Below are 16374 nucleotides of genomic sequence, written 5' to 3'. Positions count from 1 at the left end.
CCGTTGCTTGGGCCAATCTGAGGCCAGTCGCCGTCAGTTTACCCATCGAGAAGCGAATGACCATGCCCCTTGAGATCATCACCCTGCCCTGCCTGTCTGACAACTATGCCTTTTTGCTGCACAATGACGACACCGGCCAGACGGCACTCGTCGACGCACCAGAGGAGGCAGCGATCAAAGCCGAACTGGACAAGCGCGGCTGGGGGCTTGATCTGATCCTGCTCACACACCACCACTGGGACCACGTCGATGGCGTCGATGCGCTGCGCGCCGCCTTTGGCGCAAAGGTTGTTGGAGCCAGCGCCGATGCCCATCGCCTCCCGGATCTGGATCTGTCCGTGAGCGAGGGAGACCGGTTTGACTGCCTTGGGGCTGAGGTGGAGGTCCTTGATGTGTCAGGCCATACCGTCGGGCACATCGCCTTTCACCTGCCTAGCGAAAAGGCACTTTTTACCGCGGACAGTCTGATGGCGCTTGGCTGCGGCAGATTGTTCGAGGGCACCCCGGAACAGATGTGGGCCAGCCTGCAGAAACTGAAGGCCCTGCCGAGCGAAACCACTGTCTATTCCGGCCACGAGTACACCCAGTCAAATGCCCGCTTTGCAATCACGATTGAGCCCGATAACAAGGCGCTTCGTCTGCGGGCAAACGCAATCGACAACGCGCGCGCCGAAGGTCGGCCCACCGTGCCCTCTACATTGCAGGAAGAAAAGGACACCAACCCGTTTCTGCGTGCGGATCTGGCAGAGGTGAAAAATGCGCTGGGAATGGCCCATGCGCAAGATGCGGAAGTCTTTGCCGAAATCCGCAGCAGAAAGGACAACTTCTGAGCTGATGCGCTGCCTTTTCACGGCACAGTCACGATAAATGTGACATGAAATTGCAAGAAAGAACTTGAAGCCGGGCAGCTATCAACCAAACTCTAATACTATCAGGACATGGTTGGACTGTGGACGGCAAGGCAATTCCACCACAGCCTCACAGCCAACCCAAGACCAAGAGGAGCACGCCCGTGCCTTCATTCTCGAGCACTTTGGAACAGGCCATTCACGCCGCGCTTGCGCTGGCAAATGAACGGCGTCACGAATTCGCAACTCTGGAGCATCTGCTGCTTGCCCTGCTGGACGAGCCCGAAGCCGCACGCGTCATGCGCGCCTGCAGCGTCGATCTTTCAGAACTGCGTGCAACCCTGGTAGAATTCATTGACGAAGACCTCGCCAATCTGGTGACGGATATTGACGGCTCCGAAGCCGTGCCAACGGCGGCCTTTCAACGCGTCATTCAGCGTGCTGCAATTCACGTTCAATCCTCTGGCCGCACCGAAGTAACCGGCGCCAACGTTCTGGTGGCAATCTTTGCCGAACGCGAAAGCGATGCCGCGTACTTCCTGCAGGATCAGGACATGACCCGCTATGACGCGGTGAATTTCATCGCCCATGGTGTGGCGAAGGATCCCGCATTTGGCGAAACACGTCACGTGTCCGGCTCTCCCGAAATCGAGGAAGAGCAGCAGGCCACAACAGATGGCGACAAGAAAGAGAGTGCCCTTGCGAAGTACTGCGTCGATCTGAACGCAAAATCGCGAGAAGGCGACATTGACCCGCTGATCGGCCGCAGCCACGAAGTGGAACGCTGCATCCAGGTGCTGTGCCGCCGTCGCAAGAACAACCCGCTGCTGGTTGGCGATCCTGGTGTGGGCAAAACCGCGATTGCCGAAGGGCTGGCGCGCAAGATCGTCGCTGGCGAAACGCCAGAGGTGCTTGCAAATACCACCATCTACTCTCTCGACATGGGCGCGCTGCTGGCCGGCACCCGCTATCGCGGTGACTTTGAAGAACGACTGAAGGCCGTAGTCACCGAACTGGAAGAGCACCCTGACGCGGTTCTGTTCATCGACGAAATCCACACCGTGATCGGTGCGGGCGCCACCTCTGGCGGTGCGATGGATGCATCGAACCTTTTGAAGCCTGCGCTGCAGGGGGGCAAGCTGCGGACCATGGGCTCCACGACCTACAAGGAGTTCCGCCAGCACTTTGAAAAAGATCGCGCTTTGTCGCGCCGGTTCCAGAAAATCGACGTGAACGAACCTTCTGTTGAGGACTCGATCCAGATCCTGAAAGGCCTGAAGCCCTATTTCGAGGATCATCACGGGATCAAGTTCACCTCGGATGCGATCAAATCCGCGGTGGAGCTGTCGGCGCGCTACATCAATGACCGCAAACTCCCGGACAAGGCGATCGACGTCATCGACGAGGCAGGTGCAGCCCAACATCTCGTCGCGGAAAGCAAACGGCGCAAGACCATCGGCGTGAAAGAAATCGAAGCCGTTGTGGCCAAGATTGCCCGCATTCCGCCCAAAAACGTCTCCAAGGACGACGCAGAGGTGCTGAAGGATCTGGAACGCTCGCTCAAGCGGGTGGTCTTTGGTCAGGACGCCGCGATCGAAGCCCTGTCCAGTGCGATCAAACTGGCCCGTGCCGGTCTGCGCGAACCGGAAAAACCAATCGGCAACTATCTCTTTGCGGGCCCGACCGGCGTCGGCAAAACCGAGGTGGCCAAGCAGTTGGCGGATACACTGGGTGTTGAACTGCTGCGTTTTGATATGTCGGAATACATGGAGAAACACGCCGTTTCCCGCCTGATTGGCGCCCCTCCCGGCTATGTCGGGTTTGATCAGGGTGGCCTGCTCACGGATGGTGTCGACCAGCACCCTCACTGTGTGCTGCTTCTGGACGAGATCGAAAAGGCGCACCCGGACGTGTTCAACATCCTGTTGCAGGTGATGGACAACGGCCAGCTGACCGATCACAACGGCCGGACTGTCAATTTCCGCAACGTGGTGCTGATCATGACCTCCAACGCCGGCGCGTCGGAACAGGCAAAGGCCGCCATCGGCTTTGGCCGCGACCGTCGCGAAGGCGAGGATACGGCAGCAATCGAGCGGACATTCAGCCCTGAATTCCGCAACCGCCTGGACGCGGTGATCTCCTTCGGTGCACTGCCGAAAGAGGTGATCCTGCAGGTCGTCGAGAAATTCGTGCTGCAGCTTGAGGCACAGCTGATGGATCGCAATGTCTCTATCGAGCTGACCCGCAAGGCGGCAGAGTGGCTGGCAGACAAGGGCTATGATGATCGCATGGGCGCCCGCCCACTCGGCCGGGTGATCCAGGAGCACATCAAGAAGCCACTGGCCGAGGAGCTGCTGTTTGGCAAGCTGTCCAAGGGCGGGCTCGTCAAGGTCGGCATCAAGGACGGCAAGCTTGATCTACGGATCGAAGGCCCCGGAAAGCCACAGATTTCGGGCGACAAACCTCCGCTTTTGACTGCTGAGTAAAACCGGAATGCACCGACTGCCTATTTTGGCATTTGCCACATCGCTCGCCGCGCCCGTCGCGGCGAGCGAACTTGTTCTGGACTGGCCGCTGGGCTGTACGCTCGGCGAGACCTGCCACATCCAACAATACGTCGACCATGACCCCGGCGCGTCGATGCGGGATTATACCTGCAACGGGCTGACCTACGATGGTCACAAGGGCACGGATATCGCCCTGCCCTACCTCAGCGATATGGTTGATGGCGTGTCTGTTCTGGCAGCAGCGGACGGCACCGTCGTTGGTGCGCGCGACGGGATGACGGATCGCTACTCTCTCGGTCGAGACGATCCCGCGATTGCAGGGCGTGAATGCGGCAACGGGGTATTGCTGCGCCACCCCGGCGGCTGGGAAACCCAATATTGCCACATGAAAAACGGCTCTATCCAGGTCGCCACAGGTGACAAGGTCAAAAGTGGAACGCCTTTGGGCCAGGTGGGCCTCTCGGGGAGCACGCAGTTTCCGCACCTCCACCTGTCGGTTCGCTTGGACGGCAGGCCGGTTGATCCCTTCACCCCTGACATGATCGCGAAATGTGCCCCTTCGGGCGGCACAGATGCCCTGTGGCGGGAGCAGATCCCGTATCAGGCAGGCGGATTTCTTGGCAGCGGCTTTTCCAACCAGATCCCCAAATTCGGCGCCATCAAAGCCGGAGAGGCAGATCTTTCCCCCCTTCCTGCCGGATCCTCGGCGCTGGTTTTCTGGGTCTATGCCTTTGGCAGCCGCAGTGGAGACAGCATGACATTGCGGATCGATGGGCCAGATGGGGTCATCATTGAACAGACCGACCTGCTTGAGAAAGGTCAGGCCCAGCTGTTTCGTGCGACGGGCAAGCGCATGCGCGGCACCGGGCTACCGGCAGGAACCTACAGCGCAACTGCTACACTCAGCCGCGCAGGGGAAGTGATTGATCGCGAAACCCGGCAAATGATCGTAGAGTAAAGCCCAAGCCCCTCTTGGCCTCGGCCATGGTTGGGGGTACGTTGCTTGAACGGTCGGCAGACACCGAGGCGTCGCTGCCCCTCTTCAGGGGATGCTAAACCTGCCATGATCTGATTGGTTTCCCGTGTCTCATGCACAGGCGCCCGTCGTCAGGACAGCGACCAACGACATTGGCTGGCGCCGCAATGGATGCAGCATGACGAAATCACCTCTCCCGCTTACCATCGGGGATCTGTCTCAATTCACCCGACACCTCTCTCGCCAACTTGGCGATGCGGCCCCGTCCCATCTGACCTTGATGAATATGCTGGCCCGCGCGGGTGGCTACCAGAACCATCAACACCTGCGCTCGAGCACGGCAGCGGGCGTACGTTTGGCCCAATCGGCTGTACCGTCTGAGCAAACAAATGCCACGGACCAACGGTTGATCGAGCGCACCCTGGCCCAGTTCGACGATGCGGGACGGCTGCGCCAATGGCCATCGCGCAGATCAGTCCAGACACTTGCGCTCTTTGTGCTGTGGTCACGGATACCTGCGGCTACTGCAATAAGCGAGAAAGACATCAACACACGCCTGAACGAGATGCACAGCTTTGAAGATCCCGCGACGCTACGGCGAACAATGATTTCTTGCGGGCTGCTGCAGCGCGAGCGGGATGGCAGCAACTATCAGCGTCGGGAACAGGCGCCACCGCAAGAGGCCCTGGCACTGATATCCCGGCTGCGCCCTCGCTGGGCCGCACCAGTCAGCGTTCGGTGAATTTCAGCTCGATCCGGCGGTTCTGAGCGCGCGCCTCCGGCGTTTCCGCCGGGTTGACTGGCTGATATTCGCCAAAGCCATTGGCTGACAGGCGCTCGGGCGGGATCCCCAGCGCCTGCACCATATAGCGGACGACAGACAATGCCCTTCCCTGGCTCAGCTCCCAGTTATCGGCAAACTTCGGATGAGCCCCAAGCGGCGTGTCATCGGTGTGCCCATCAACCCGGATGATCCAGTTGATCCCCTGCGGAATGGCGGCGGCGACGGTTTGCAGAATACGGGCAACCTTGGCGATTTCCGCACGGCCCTCGGGCGACAGATCTGCACTGCCTGGCGCAAACAACACCTCAGAGGCAAAGACGAAACGGTCGCCTTCAATTCGGACCCCTTCCTGATTGCCAAGGACATCGCGCAGACGCCCAAAGAATTCTGACCGGTATTGTTCCAGATCCTGGGCCTTGTCACTCAGCTGCGCGGCCTCGGCCTCCAGTCGCTTTCGCTCCTCCTCTTCAAGGATCCGGCGGCGGCGCTCCTCTGCGGCGGCCCGCGCAAGAGCTGCGTTGAGATCCTGACCAAGGTTCTGCATCTGCACCTGCTGTGCAACGTCACGCGCCTTGTAGTCATCCAGCAAGGCCTGCAAACTGCCCAGCTGTTCACGTAGGGCCGCAACCTGTTGGTTCAGCAAAGCGGTCTGGCGCTGCGCCTCCTGCGAAATTTCCTGCTCTTGGCTCAGGCTTTCTCGGGCCTGCGCCAGAAGTGCGGCGCGCTGTTCAGCCAATGAGGCGAGATCGCTCGCCTTTGCGCTGGCGTCTTCCCTGTCGCTCAGGGCCGCCAAGAGACGCTGCTGCAGCACATCCCTGTCCGCAGCCGCAGCATTTGCAAGCTCAAGCTGTTCAAGAGCGGCCAGCAGTTTCTCTTCGGTGTCGGCCTTGTCGTCTGTGACGGTATCCAGGGCAGACTGCGCCTGATCACGCTGCTGCTGCAGATCGGAAAGCTCTGCTTCCAAAGTGGCGATCCGATCATTGGCCGCGGCCTCGGACACATCCATCTGCGCCAGAACACGGGTCAGCCGTTCGGCCAGCTCATCACGATCGCGGGCTGTGGCCTTGGCAGCGTCAAGCGCGTTCAATACCTCTGCCAGTCGGGCATCCAACTGCGTTTTTGCGCTCTCGGCTGCAGCGAGCAACGTCAATGTGTCCTCAGCCGCCTGCCGCTGTTCTTCCAGCGCGAGGGTCATCGCCGTGAGTTCGGCATCCGCATTCTGAAGCCGGTTGCGCAGTGCCTCTGCAGCAGCGGCTTCGGCCAGGCGTTCCGCTTCGGTCGCGCTCAACTCAGCCTCAAGCGAGCCCACCGTCGCAGCCTGTGCTTCGGTCTCCGCTTCCAGATCCGCAATCAACGCCTCCAGCGCCTCGCGCTTTGCGGCGGCAAGACGCGCCGCTTCGACTTGTGCGTCAATTTCTTCACGGCTGGCCGCCAGCGCCTGCGAAAGACTGTCGCGTTCACCTTCCAGGGTGGCGCGCTCTTCGGCCAGCTGATCGCGTTCTGTCGTCAGACCGGCGATCGTGGCTTCTGCCTGCTGCTGGCGCTGAAGCAGACTGGCGACCTGGGCCTCGAAATCGCTGATCTGCCCGCGGGCTTCGACCAGATCAGCCTGCGCCTGTTCCAGCGTATCCTGGGTGCTGCCAAGAGTGGCAGACAGCGCCCCCAATCGAGCCTGCAGCTGACTGTTTTCCCGTTCTTCAAGCCCAAGCGCATCAGCCAGTGCACCAACTTCAGCTGCCAGTTCGTCCAGCTGACTTTCCTGCCCGGAAATCGTCTCCCGCAGCACGAATTGCACCACCATGAAAATGGTCAGCAGGAACATCAAAACGAGCAGAAGGCCCGTCATCGCATCCACAAATCCCGGCCAGATCGATGCCTGGAAACGCTGACCTGTACGACGGGAAAGCGCCATGGCCTAGCCCTCGTGGCCGCTGCGCGGCGTCCGGCCGAGCCCTTGCGGGCGTGCAAAGGCCTTGACCAACAGGTCGATGTCCTTGCGCAATTCCGCGAGACTTTCCTGACGGCCCGCTGAGATCTCTTCCAGGATCCGCAGCATCTGAACATCGATGGACCGCAGTCGCATCCGGCTTTCAGCGTCAAGACCGCTATCGCCGTGCGCGCGCATCAGTTCTGTCAGTGCCTCCTGACCAACAGCTACCCGTTCCAGCGCTGCAGTGACACCTTCGGACTGGGCCTGTCGTTGGTTCATATCAGTGATCGCATCGACCAGCGCAGACAGTTTCTGATCGACCTCTGCGCGCGCCTGCGAAGACTGCACGAACATGCCCTGCAACGCGTCCATCTGTTCGGTCATCGTGTCGAGCACCCCGGAGATCGCCCCGGTTTCGCCGCTGCCACCTTCCTCCGAGGACAGGCTGACGCGGGTAAATGACGACAGCCATTCCTCAAGCTCGCGATAAAAACGGTTTTGGCCGTGCCCTGCGAACAGTTCGAGCAAACCCACAATCAGAGAGCCCGCGAGACCAAGGAGCGACGACGCAAAAGCAACGCCCATGCCCCCCAACTGCGCCTCGAGCCCGGTCATGAGGCGGTTGAATACGGCGATCCCTTCCTCTCCCTCTTGCGGGGCAAGGCTGCGAATGGTGTCAACAACGGCAGGCACGGTGGTGGCCAGACCGTAGAACGTCCCTAGAAGGCCAAGAAAGATCAGCAGATTGACGATATAGCGTGTGATTTCACGCTCTTCATCGATCCGAGTAGCGACAGAGTCGAGAATGGAGCGGGTCGAAGACGACCCCAGCTGCATCCGTGCCCCGCGTGAACGCAACAGCGATGCAAGTGGCGCCAGCATGGAGGGCGGGCGATCATCCTCGCGCGTAACCCCTGCGGCAAAACCTTCGATCCAGCGCACCGAACCAATAAGCTGCAGAACCTGCCAGAAACAGGCCAGCACGCCGAACACGAACACCAACAGGATAAACCCGTTAAGCCAGGGATTTGCCTCGAACACCGGCAGCACGCGCGGCAGCGCGACAAAGGCACCAAACCCGGAGAGGCCAAGGGCAATCAGCATCAAAATGATCTGACGTACCGGTTGGGAAAACTGCGGTTTGCTCTCGCGGTCTGGCTGCGCCATGTTCTGTGGCTCCTGACACGTTAAGGTGTTCTTCCAGAACAGCAGCCTATAGACAAAACCTCAAAAGAGCCAAGGCTTTATGACGCCAAATCACGCACTCGGGCAGACAGCCAGTCAAGATCCGGGTCACGCAAACCAATCTCGGCCAGGTGATCGGCAGTATTATAGAGATATTCCGGGTTCGGCCCCCGCCCGCCAATCGCACCTGCAATGATATGCGCCTGAGTTTCCAGGCTGAGACCACCGCAATACTGGTCATGATCGGGGTCGATGACATAGGTCACTGCCGTCACCTCTCCGCCGCTGGCCAGCGATACGGTGAGATCGCGTTCGACGTAAGCCGAGGAAATCAGCTCGCGGGCGCGCAACTCGTCCAGGGTCTGCTCTTCGTGGCCCGTTTCGACGGCCAGAGCAAGACCGGTGCAGGCAGCGCCTTCAATGGCATCCAATGCAAGCACCAACCCGGGCTTTTCGACGCTGCCGCGGTGATGGATGGATTTCATGCAAAAAGAACGCGCGTAGCCGGGCAAGGTCGCGACCTCGCGGCGGGCAACCGGAAAGCCCGGGTTCCACAACAAAGATCCATATCCGAATACCCACATGGTCATGACGCTGGCCCTTTTTTGAACGCGGCCTATAAACATCAATTCTGATCGCCAGAAAAGAGGCCGAATGATGATCCGCGGTACAAAAATCGCATTCCTCGCCGCCATTGCGCTGACGCTTTATTGGTTGACAGCGAGCTGGGGCGTCAGGCAGGGCGTGTCTGCCTGGTTCGCGGAACAACGGCGTCAGGGCTGGCAGGCTGAGTTCGCCAATCTGGAAACGACCGGCTTTCCCCTGGAGTTGCGCAATCGGATCACGGCACCTGTGCTGGCTGATCCTGGCACGGGAACCGCGTGGCGGGCTGAATGGCTGGAATTGATCAGCCCTGCAATTTGGCCCGGCGATCTGACTTTGGCATTTCCCTCTACGCCGCAGCGGGTTTCCTATCTGGACCAGACCGTTGCCTTGCAGGCCGAAGCGCTGGAGGCATCACTACAGCTCGCACCGGGTCTCGCGCTGCAGCTGGAGCATTTGGGGGTTTCATCAGCTGCTTGGCAGCTTGATCTGGACAAGACCCCCTGGCTTGAGGGGCACGCGCTTGATCTGGAAATGCGCCAGCAGGGTGATCCGGCGTCTTACGCCATCACCGCCGAGGCCAGTGGCGTCCTGCCCAGTGCCGTGCTGCGCCAGCAGCTGGCCGCAGCTGACGGGCTCCCTCAGCGTCTGGACACAGTTGCCGTTGATATGGATGTCCAGTTTGATACGGCTTGGGACCGTAAGGCTCTTGAGCTGCGTCGCCCGCAGCCGCGCAACATTGCCCTTCACCTTGCAGAAGCGCGCTGGGGCCCCATGCGGATCAAGGCCACTGGCGGCCTGCGCATCGACGAGACCGGCATTCCCGAAGGGGATATCGCCCTGCAGATCGAAAACTGGCAGGATATCCTGCACATGGCCGAAGCCGCCCAGTTGCTTGGCCCTCAAACCCGCGCGGGCGTCGAACGTGTGCTGCGCGTCTTTGCCGGCCTCGGTGGCAATCACCGGGATCTCGACCTGCCTTTGACGTTCAAATCGGGCTACGTTGCGCTTGGCCCTCTGCCGATTGGCCCCGCTCCGCGCCTTGTCCTGCGCTGATCGGGGTTAGCGGCAATAGGCCCCGCCGCGATGGCGCGCCACATCAAGGTGAAAGTGATCGCGGTGGAACCGATCTGATTGCGGGCCCAAAACTGTACCAAAAGGTCCGCAGGCCGCTTTCCAGATATTGCGCAGCCCCTTTCGGGTGTCACGTGCGCCCCAGCCATTCAGCACAGTGACGACGCGCCCGCTTTCTAGAACGAAACCGGAAATATCAATTGCCTTGCCCCGCCCGTGTTCGGAAATGCGCGCGCCGGGCAGATTGTTGCGTGTCCTGCAAGAGTAGTGAGAGGCGACCCGAAGGCTGACCACCTGATCGCGTCGACCAAAGGCCTTGATCACATCCCGATCGACCCATTTCTTGAGCGCCTTGGCCGTTTCGCAAGTCATGACCGACTGCTGGCTGAGCGTTACACCCGCGATCGATTTGACCCGAACTGCATTTTTCGCACCACAGCCCTTCAGCCGCCCCGGCACGGTCCCGACCTTTTCACCTTGAATGTCGATGTCACCACACACGGACGTTTTGCGCAGTTTGCGTTTGCCGAACAAAATCTGCTCTGCCAGAGCCTCGGGACGGACCACAGGGCGCAGCGAGATATCAGGCCCGGCATTGCCAACGGGCAGTTCCAGCGCGGCCAGTGCGATGCCCTGTTCAGACAGCGGACGCAGCTGTGGGCGAAGGAGCGGTTCAACCACCGAAGCCAGCACCGCCGTAGGGCGGATTTCCGGGCGCAGTGACTGAGCGGGGGCATCTGCCAGCGCCGGGATGGCGAAACAGGTCAGGATCACCCCGGCCAACACGCGCATTCCACCCAGGCCGCGCATCAGGACTTGGTTCCGCGACCAAAGTTCGGCGCAGCAGTATCCTGCCCCGCTTCGATGATGCCACGCCGAATGGCACGGGTGCGTGTGAAATAGTCGTGCAGATGTTCCCCGTCACCGGTCCGGATCGCCCGTTGCAGGGCAAAGAGTTCTTCGGTGAAACGCCCGAGGATTTCGAGCGTCGCATCCTTGTTTGTCAGGAAAACATCCCGCCACATGGTCGGATCCGACGCCGCAATTCGAGTGAAATCCCTGAAACCCGCGGCCGAGTACTTGATGACCTCACTATCTGTGACACGGCGCAAATCATCCGCAACACCCACCATTGTATAGGCAATGAGGTGCGGCGCATGAGACGTCACAGCCAGCACCAGATCATGGTGGTCTGCGTCCATCTCATCGACATTTGCGCCCATCCCTTCCCAAAGGGTCCGCAGGCGCTCCACCGCGTCCGGATCCGTTCCCTCCACAGGGACCAACAGACACCAGCGGTTGTCATAAAGCTCAGCAAAACCCGCCTCCGGGCCGGAATGCTCGGTCCCTGCCAATGGGTGTGCGGGTACGAAATGCACGCCCTGCGGAATATGGGGCTGAACCGCCTCGATGACATGGCGTTTGACAGAGCCCACATCGGAAACCGTCGCGCCGGGCTTCAGCTTGGGGGCGATTTCTTCCATGACCGGGCCCATCGCCCCGACCGGCACGCAAAGCACGACAAGATCTGCATCCTCTACGGCGTCCGCTGCGGTATCGCAGATCCGATCACACAGGTTGATCCGGCGGGCGGTTTCGCGGGTGGCTTCACTGCGCGCATAGCCCGTGATCTCTCCGGCCAGATTTCCGCGGCGGATGGCGTGCGCCATCGAGGAGGCAATAAGGCCGAGACCAATCAGCGCAATACGGTCATAAACGGGTTGGGTCATGAATGAGTGTCCTTGAAATCCTTGACGGCCGCCGCCAGTGCGCGGCAGGACGCCTCATCCCCGACAGTCATCCGAAGAGCCGCCGGTAGTTTGTAGCCTGCCACACGCCGCACGATCAAACCACGGCTCTGCAAATAGGCATCACAGCTTTCAGCCTCTTGCGCGCTTGCGAAACGGGCCAGAATGAAATTGGCGCAAGACGTGTCCGACGGAATGCCGAGTTCGGCCAACGCCTCCGCCAGCCAGCTCCGCCAGGTCGCGTTTTCCTTGCGGCAATGTTCTGTGTACGCCGTGTCACGCACCGCGGCTTCGGCAGCTGCCAAGGCGGTCGATGACAGGTTAAAGGGGCCGCGAATTCGGTTCAGCACATCGATGATCGGCTTGGGGGCGTATCCCCACCCTACGCGGGCACCACCAAGGCCGTAGATCTTTGAAAAGGTGCGCGTCATCACAACATTGTCGCGACTTGCAACAAGCGATGCGCCTGCGTCGTAGCCTTCTACATACTCGGCATAGGCCCCATCCAGAACCAGGATCGCCTGTTTCGGAATCCCATCCGCAAGGCGGGCAAGTTCAGCCGTGCTGATCATCGTGCCGGTCGGGTTGTTGGGGTTTGCAATAAACACCAGCCGCGTGCGGTCCGTGCAGCCCTCGATCAGGGCATCGACATCGGTCACGCGCTCTCTTTCGCGCACTTCGACCGGAGTAGCCCCCGCGGCCAAGGCGCTAATGCGGTACATCGCAAATCCGTGTTCGGTGAACAGCACTTCATCGCCGGGACCGGCATAAGCCTGGCAGAGAAACGCGATGATCTCGTCGCTGCCCGCCCCGCAAATAATCTGCTCGGCCGGAAGCCCATAAACGTCGCCAATCGCCCCGCGCAAGGACGCATGATCTGAGCTCGGATAGCGGTGCATCTGAGCGACGGCAGCCTGCATCGCCTCAATCGCCTTGGGGCTCGGCCCGAGGGGGTTTTCGTTGGAGGAGAGCTTGGTCACATTGCTCATCCCCTTCACATGGGCAGCCCCACCCTCATAGAGGGCGATATCCATAATGCCTGGCTGCGGCGCGATGTGGGTCATGATATATGCTCCTTGATGCGGGATCGTAATAACCGCCCTGCATCAAATGGGAAAGCGACAAGACGCCCTCCCCAGTGCTTCGAGCGACGACCATCGTGCAGCACCGCAACAGAGGTGCATTGAACTTGGCTTTCAGCGCGGCCTATGATCGCGCTCATGAACCATAAGCTAGACCAGATCGACCTTTCCCTCCTGCGCGCCCTGCAGAAAGATGCCAGCCTGTCACAGCGCGATCTCGCGGAACAGGTCGGACTGTCGCAAAACGCTTGCTGGCGCAGATTGAAGGCGCTGAACGAAAGCGGGTTGTTGCAAGGCTCTACCGTTCGGCTTGACCGCAAACAGCTCGGCCTGGATCTGGTGGTTTTTGTGATGTTGCGGACCCGCCACCATTCCGCCGATTGGCTGCAGACGTTCCGACGCCATGTTCTGACAATTCCCGAGGTCGTCGATTTCCACAGAATTGGTGGCGACTACGACTATCAGCTGAAGGTCGTGACAGAAGATATGGCAAGCTATGATCGGGTATATCAACGCCTGATTTCGGGCGTCGAGCTGGACAGCGTCACGTCCTATTTCGCGATGGAGGCGATAGCAGAGGGACGTCCTCTGCCGCTGTAACGGCAGGTCCGCCCGTCGCGTTTCATGGTTGCGGCCTTTTCACCGACCAAATGCTCTGTTTGCCATCCAAGTCGGACGGCTGCCTTTTGGCGCCATGCGCATGTGCAGGCAGGATGTGTTGAGCCGTTGGAAATACAGAATATGGACCGGGTACCAGCCCGCCTTGGGCACTTGGACCTCTTCCGCGAACGTCGGTTCGCACGGCTGACGCCCGTCAAACTTACCAACCACCTGACCGCCAATTGTAGCGCGCAGCCCATCGTTGGTCAGGAAATCAATGGTATAAACGCCGGGCGCATCAAATTTGACATAGCCACGGATGTCTGCCGCGACCATTTCGGATTGCTTTGATGTGAGCGCATTTTCCCCGATGTTGGTGTCACGGTAGTCCAACCCCTTGAGAGGAGGGCCCGCCTCTGCGCCTGCCTCAAGTGCCTTGGCTGCAGCGCGCAGCGTCTTAACATCACTTGGATAGGCATAGCGCACCGACAGGCCCGGCTTCAGCCCCTTCGGCTGCGGATCCGCAGGCTTGAGCTGGAGAGGAGCTGCAAGCGACAGCGTAGCGCTTGCGGAAAGACTGATCGCCGCTGCTGCGGCCAGCCCCAGAATACGGGTGAATGACATGGGTCTACCTTCCTGAACTTCGCCTCTGAACGGGCGTCTGTCGGCAGGATAGGTGGCAATCGGCTGCAATGACAAACGGAAAGTCAGGCGTGGGCAAAAAGTGATCACATGGTCATCGCCAACCCATCTCGTCTTCGGCAAGCCATAAACGAGAAAGGGCCGCCAAGATGGCGACCCCGAAAATCCGTTTCCAAAAGGAAGGACTTAGTTTTTGGCGTAGAATTCGACGACCAGGTTCGGTTCCATGACAACCGGGTACGGCACGTCGGCCAGGCCGGGTGCGCGAACAAAAGTTGCGGTCATTTTGGAGTGGTCGGCTTCGATGTAATCCGGCACGTCACGCTCTGCGAGCTGAACAGCTTCCAGCAGGGCGGTCATTTGCTTGGACTTCTCACGAACTTCGATCACGTCACCCTCTTTCACGCGGTAGGAGGGGATGTTCACGCGCTTGCCGTTGACCAGAACGTGACCGTGGTTCACGAACTGACGTGCAGCAAAAACGGTGGGAACGAATTTGGCGCGGTATACGACTGCGTCCAGGCGGCGCTCCAGCAGGCCGATCAGGTTTTCACCGGTATCGCCTTTAACACGCTCAGCTTCACCATAGATGCGGCGGAACTGCTTCTCGGTCAGGTCGCCGTAGTAGCCCTTGAGCTTCTGCTTGGCGCGCAGCTGGATACCGAAATCGGACAGTTTGCCCTTACGGCGCTGACCGTGCTGGCCGGGGCCATATTCACGACGGTTCACCGGGGACTTCGGACGACCCCAGATGTTTTCGCCCATACGGCGGTCAATTTTGTACTTGGCAGACGTGCGTTTGGTCACGGCTGATCTCCTTCGTATATGGTTTCGAAGGGCGTTGTCCTCTCCCCGGGTTTGACCGAGTCGACAGGCATCCCCTTGCGGGGGCCACCAACACCAATGAAGCCGCGTGTATAGACGAGCGGTTTGGGGAGTCAACACCGATTTTTCACGCCCATTCCGGATCCTGCCCGGCTGTCAGATCTGGGCCAGTTCAGGCAGCATGCCTGAGGATCGCAGCCTCCGGCATGCTGAGGTTGCGACGGGCAAAATCACCATAGCGCATGGGGTCGACAGCCAGATCCGGCAAGAGGGCCAAAAGCCTGCTGCGATCCTCTGCTCCAAGCACATCCAGAGCCGCCTGCGCCGGATGGAAACTCTCTGTCTCAACGCCATTGGCCCAAAGGACCTGATGGTTTGCCAACAGAAGATGAATATAGGTGACCTCCCGCAGCGATGTATCCACACTGACGCCGTGACCATCGACCAGATCGCGTGCTGTCACCAAAACTTCCGGTGTGTTGAAAAGGCTCTGCACCGCCTTGCCAGCGACCAGCATCCGATGGCTCGGGGAGACCAGCAAATCCGCGTCAGGGCGTGCCATCCCCAATGCGCCCCCCCGGATCCGGATCGGTCGCAACTTCGGCATGACAAACAAGCGCGCGCCGCTCATCCGTCGACGCCCGATCCACTGGATCTGCTGGGCGCCACTATCGCGGGTCTGGATCCAATCACCTTCCTGGAGCATCTCAACCGGTACCCCTCCCGATGGCGTGCGCAGCAACGTGCCCGGCGTGAAGCAGATCACCCCACCCTCAGCAGGTGCGCCCATGTCCGGCCCACCGCCAAGACGCAGCTCAGCGATCCACAAATCCCGGTTCCGCGGCGGGACACTGTCTACGAACATCAGGAGTGGTCGGCTCCCTGCCCCCACATCAATCAGGGTGACGATAAAATTTTTCAGCCCGTCAGTGACGACGAAATGGCGATCCCGCAAGGGCGCGGTGTCATCTTCCTCGGTGCGCGGATCCTCCGCAGCAGTTGCCAAGCCGACCAGCCGCCTGACGGATCGTGCTGCACGTCTGCGCAACGCCTGCGCATCGCCGGAAGGTGCCAGTTGAAGAACGTCACTCGGGCCATCCACCCGGACCGCCTCGCCAGTCCAACGCCAAGTGGCACCAGCTGCCAGCGCGCAAGGCAAAGCCGCACGCAGACCATCCACCTCGGTCTGCGCCCACGCAATCACGTAGGTGCCGTTAAAGCCCGTTCCCATCTGCTCTTTTGCCTGCCTTGGCATTATTGTTGTGTTTACGTTAGCAGAGCCCGATGAATTAAGAAAGAGGAGCGCAGCTTCGCCCCTGTCCGCCCCTGGCTGTGTGCGGCGCTCGACCATTAGGCTGCGTGTCTTGGGGGTTGAGTGCGCCTTGTTGGCCTTCACAAACAGGCAAACCCCGCGGAAGCGAGGTTATGGGCATTGATATTTTGTGGTATATTGGTTGCGGGAGTAGGATTTGAACCTACGACCTTCAGGTTATGAGCCTGACGAGCTACCTGGCTGCTCCATCCCGCGGTGTTTGTTGTTTTTGGAATTGTATTGAGGATTTTTCTAGGT

The 16374-nt window shown here is 60.0% G+C and carries 15 protein-coding genes and 1 tRNA gene; 6 read left to right on the top strand and 10 right to left on the bottom strand.

Features of this window, described 5'->3' with window-relative positions; genetic code table 11:
* Positions 1 to 56: 56 nt before the first annotated feature.
* From gloB to KUV39_RS07590, 4 genes are all read left to right on the top strand, one after another.
* Positions 57 to 830: a hydroxyacylglutathione hydrolase gene (gloB, locus tag KUV39_RS07605; protein ID WP_222459427.1), complete on the top strand. Its 774-nt coding sequence runs from the start codon at positions 57 to 59 to the stop codon at positions 828 to 830.
* Positions 831 to 1012: 182 nt separating this feature from the next.
* Entirely contained in the window at positions 1013 to 3334 is a 2322-nt protein-coding gene (clpA, locus tag KUV39_RS07600) for an ATP-dependent Clp protease ATP-binding subunit ClpA (RefSeq protein WP_008559113.1), read from the top strand.
* A gap of 7 nt (positions 3335 to 3341) precedes the next feature.
* Positions 3342 to 4313 carry a M23 family metallopeptidase gene (locus KUV39_RS07595; protein WP_222459426.1) on the top strand — a complete coding sequence of 324 codons (972 nt, stop codon included), beginning with the start codon at positions 3342 to 3344 and terminating at the stop codon, positions 4311 to 4313.
* 196 nt (positions 4314 to 4509) lie between these two features.
* On the top strand, positions 4510 to 5073 hold the full coding sequence (locus tag KUV39_RS07590; protein ID WP_222459425.1) for a DUF2087 domain-containing protein: 564 nt from the start codon (positions 4510 to 4512) through the stop codon (positions 5071 to 5073).
* Here the strand turns inward: KUV39_RS07590 and KUV39_RS07585 are convergent.
* The 3 genes from KUV39_RS07585 to KUV39_RS07575 form a co-directional block, all read right to left on the bottom strand.
* Positions 5060 to 7027: a peptidoglycan -binding protein gene (locus KUV39_RS07585; RefSeq protein ID WP_222459424.1), complete on the bottom strand. Its 1968-nt coding sequence runs from the start codon at positions 7025 to 7027 to the stop codon at positions 5060 to 5062. The genes KUV39_RS07590 and KUV39_RS07585 overlap by 14 nt on opposite strands.
* 3 nt (positions 7028 to 7030) lie before the next feature.
* Positions 7031 to 8212, bottom strand: a complete 1182-nt coding sequence (locus KUV39_RS07580; protein ID WP_008560741.1) for a MotA/TolQ/ExbB proton channel family protein — start codon at positions 8210 to 8212, stop codon at positions 7031 to 7033.
* Positions 8213 to 8289: 77 nt separating this feature from the next.
* Positions 8290 to 8820, bottom strand: a complete 531-nt coding sequence (locus tag KUV39_RS07575) for a gamma-glutamylcyclotransferase (RefSeq protein ID WP_008559794.1) — start codon at positions 8818 to 8820, stop codon at positions 8290 to 8292.
* Between the two features lie 67 nt (positions 8821 to 8887).
* On the opposite strand from KUV39_RS07575, the gene KUV39_RS07570 reads away from it, so the two are divergent.
* Positions 8888 to 9889, top strand: coding sequence for a DUF2125 domain-containing protein (locus KUV39_RS07570; RefSeq protein WP_419555531.1), 1002 nt, complete (start codon positions 8888 to 8890; stop codon positions 9887 to 9889).
* A 6-nt stretch (positions 9890 to 9895) separates the two neighbouring features.
* Here the strand turns inward: KUV39_RS07570 and KUV39_RS07565 are convergent, their stop codons facing one another.
* Genes KUV39_RS07565 through hisC form a run of 3 tightly spaced genes read right to left on the bottom strand, consistent with a single transcriptional unit; the run spans position 9896 to position 12719 of the window.
* On the bottom strand, positions 9896 to 10717 hold the full coding sequence (locus KUV39_RS07565) for an extensin-like domain-containing protein (RefSeq protein ID WP_222459422.1): 822 nt from the start codon (positions 10715 to 10717) through the stop codon (positions 9896 to 9898).
* Positions 10717 to 11637 (bottom strand): prephenate/arogenate dehydrogenase family protein, encoded by a 921-nt coding sequence (locus KUV39_RS07560; protein ID WP_008560724.1) that lies wholly within the window; start codon positions 11635 to 11637, stop codon positions 10717 to 10719. The genes KUV39_RS07565 and KUV39_RS07560 overlap by 1 nt, the downstream gene beginning before the upstream one ends.
* Positions 11634 to 12719, bottom strand: a complete 1086-nt coding sequence (gene hisC / locus KUV39_RS07555) for a histidinol-phosphate transaminase (RefSeq protein ID WP_046211198.1) — start codon at positions 12717 to 12719, stop codon at positions 11634 to 11636. Before hisC ends, KUV39_RS07560 begins: the two co-directional genes overlap by 4 nt.
* Before the next feature lie 156 nt (positions 12720 to 12875).
* Between hisC and KUV39_RS07550 the strand changes: the two genes are divergently transcribed.
* On the top strand, positions 12876 to 13337 hold the full coding sequence (locus KUV39_RS07550; protein WP_037302719.1) for an Lrp/AsnC family transcriptional regulator: 462 nt from the start codon (positions 12876 to 12878) through the stop codon (positions 13335 to 13337).
* A 39-nt stretch (positions 13338 to 13376) separates the two neighbouring features.
* On the opposite strand, the gene KUV39_RS07545 is transcribed toward KUV39_RS07550, so the two are convergent.
* From KUV39_RS07545 to KUV39_RS07530, 4 genes are all read right to left on the bottom strand, one after another.
* Positions 13377 to 13961, bottom strand: a complete 585-nt coding sequence (locus KUV39_RS07545; RefSeq protein ID WP_222459421.1) for a PA14 domain-containing protein — start codon at positions 13959 to 13961, stop codon at positions 13377 to 13379.
* 204 nt (positions 13962 to 14165) lie between these two features.
* Positions 14166 to 14786 carry a 30S ribosomal protein S4 gene (gene rpsD / locus KUV39_RS07540; protein ID WP_008560453.1) on the bottom strand — a complete coding sequence of 207 codons (621 nt, stop codon included), beginning with the start codon at positions 14784 to 14786 and terminating at the stop codon, positions 14166 to 14168.
* 190 nt (positions 14787 to 14976) lie between these two features.
* Positions 14977 to 16035, bottom strand: a complete 1059-nt coding sequence (locus KUV39_RS07535) for a Hint domain-containing protein (RefSeq protein ID WP_222459420.1) — start codon at positions 16033 to 16035, stop codon at positions 14977 to 14979.
* A 220-nt stretch (positions 16036 to 16255) separates the two neighbouring features.
* Positions 16256 to 16332 (bottom strand) — tRNA-Met (locus KUV39_RS07530).
* Between the last annotated feature and the right edge of the window lie 42 nt (positions 16333 to 16374).

It is taken from the genome of Phaeobacter italicus, assembly GCF_019801785.1.
GTDB lineage: Bacteria > Pseudomonadota > Alphaproteobacteria > Rhodobacterales > Rhodobacteraceae > Phaeobacter > Phaeobacter italicus.
This window is presented reverse-complemented; position numbering and strand designations above follow the sequence as displayed.

Excerpts from the sequence above, each read along its gene's own strand:
- KUV39_RS07570 (WP_419555531.1), top strand. The coding sequence starts at position 8,888 with ATGATCCGCGGTACAAAAATCGCATTCCTCGCCGCCATTGCGCTGACG.
- KUV39_RS07565 (WP_222459422.1), bottom strand. The coding sequence starts at position 10,717 with ATGCGCGGCCTGGGTGGAATGCGCGTGTTGGCCGGGGTGATCCTGACC.
- KUV39_RS07550 (WP_037302719.1), top strand. The coding sequence starts at position 12,876 with ATGAACCATAAGCTAGACCAGATCGACCTTTCCCTCCTGCGCGCCCTG.
- KUV39_RS07545 (WP_222459421.1), bottom strand. The coding sequence starts at position 13,961 with ATGTCATTCACCCGTATTCTGGGGCTGGCCGCAGCAGCGGCGATCAGT.
- KUV39_RS07535 (WP_222459420.1), bottom strand. The coding sequence starts at position 16,035 with ATGGGAACGGGCTTTAACGGCACCTACGTGATTGCGTGGGCGCAGACC.
- KUV39_RS07595 (WP_222459426.1), top strand. The coding sequence starts at position 3,342 with ATGCACCGACTGCCTATTTTGGCATTTGCCACATCGCTCGCCGCGCCC.
- KUV39_RS07580 (WP_008560741.1), bottom strand. The coding sequence starts at position 8,212 with ATGGCGCAGCCAGACCGCGAGAGCAAACCGCAGTTTTCCCAACCGGTA.
- KUV39_RS07575 (WP_008559794.1), bottom strand. The coding sequence starts at position 8,820 with ATGACCATGTGGGTATTCGGATATGGATCTTTGTTGTGGAACCCGGGC.
- KUV39_RS07585 (WP_222459424.1), bottom strand. The coding sequence starts at position 7,027 with ATGGCGCTTTCCCGTCGTACAGGTCAGCGTTTCCAGGCATCGATCTGG.
- gloB (WP_222459427.1), top strand. The coding sequence starts at position 57 with ATGACCATGCCCCTTGAGATCATCACCCTGCCCTGCCTGTCTGACAAC.
- hisC (WP_046211198.1), bottom strand. The coding sequence starts at position 12,719 with ATGACCCACATCGCGCCGCAGCCAGGCATTATGGATATCGCCCTCTAT.
- KUV39_RS07560 (WP_008560724.1), bottom strand. The coding sequence starts at position 11,637 with ATGACCCAACCCGTTTATGACCGTATTGCGCTGATTGGTCTCGGCCTT.
- KUV39_RS07590 (WP_222459425.1), top strand. The coding sequence starts at position 4,510 with ATGACGAAATCACCTCTCCCGCTTACCATCGGGGATCTGTCTCAATTC.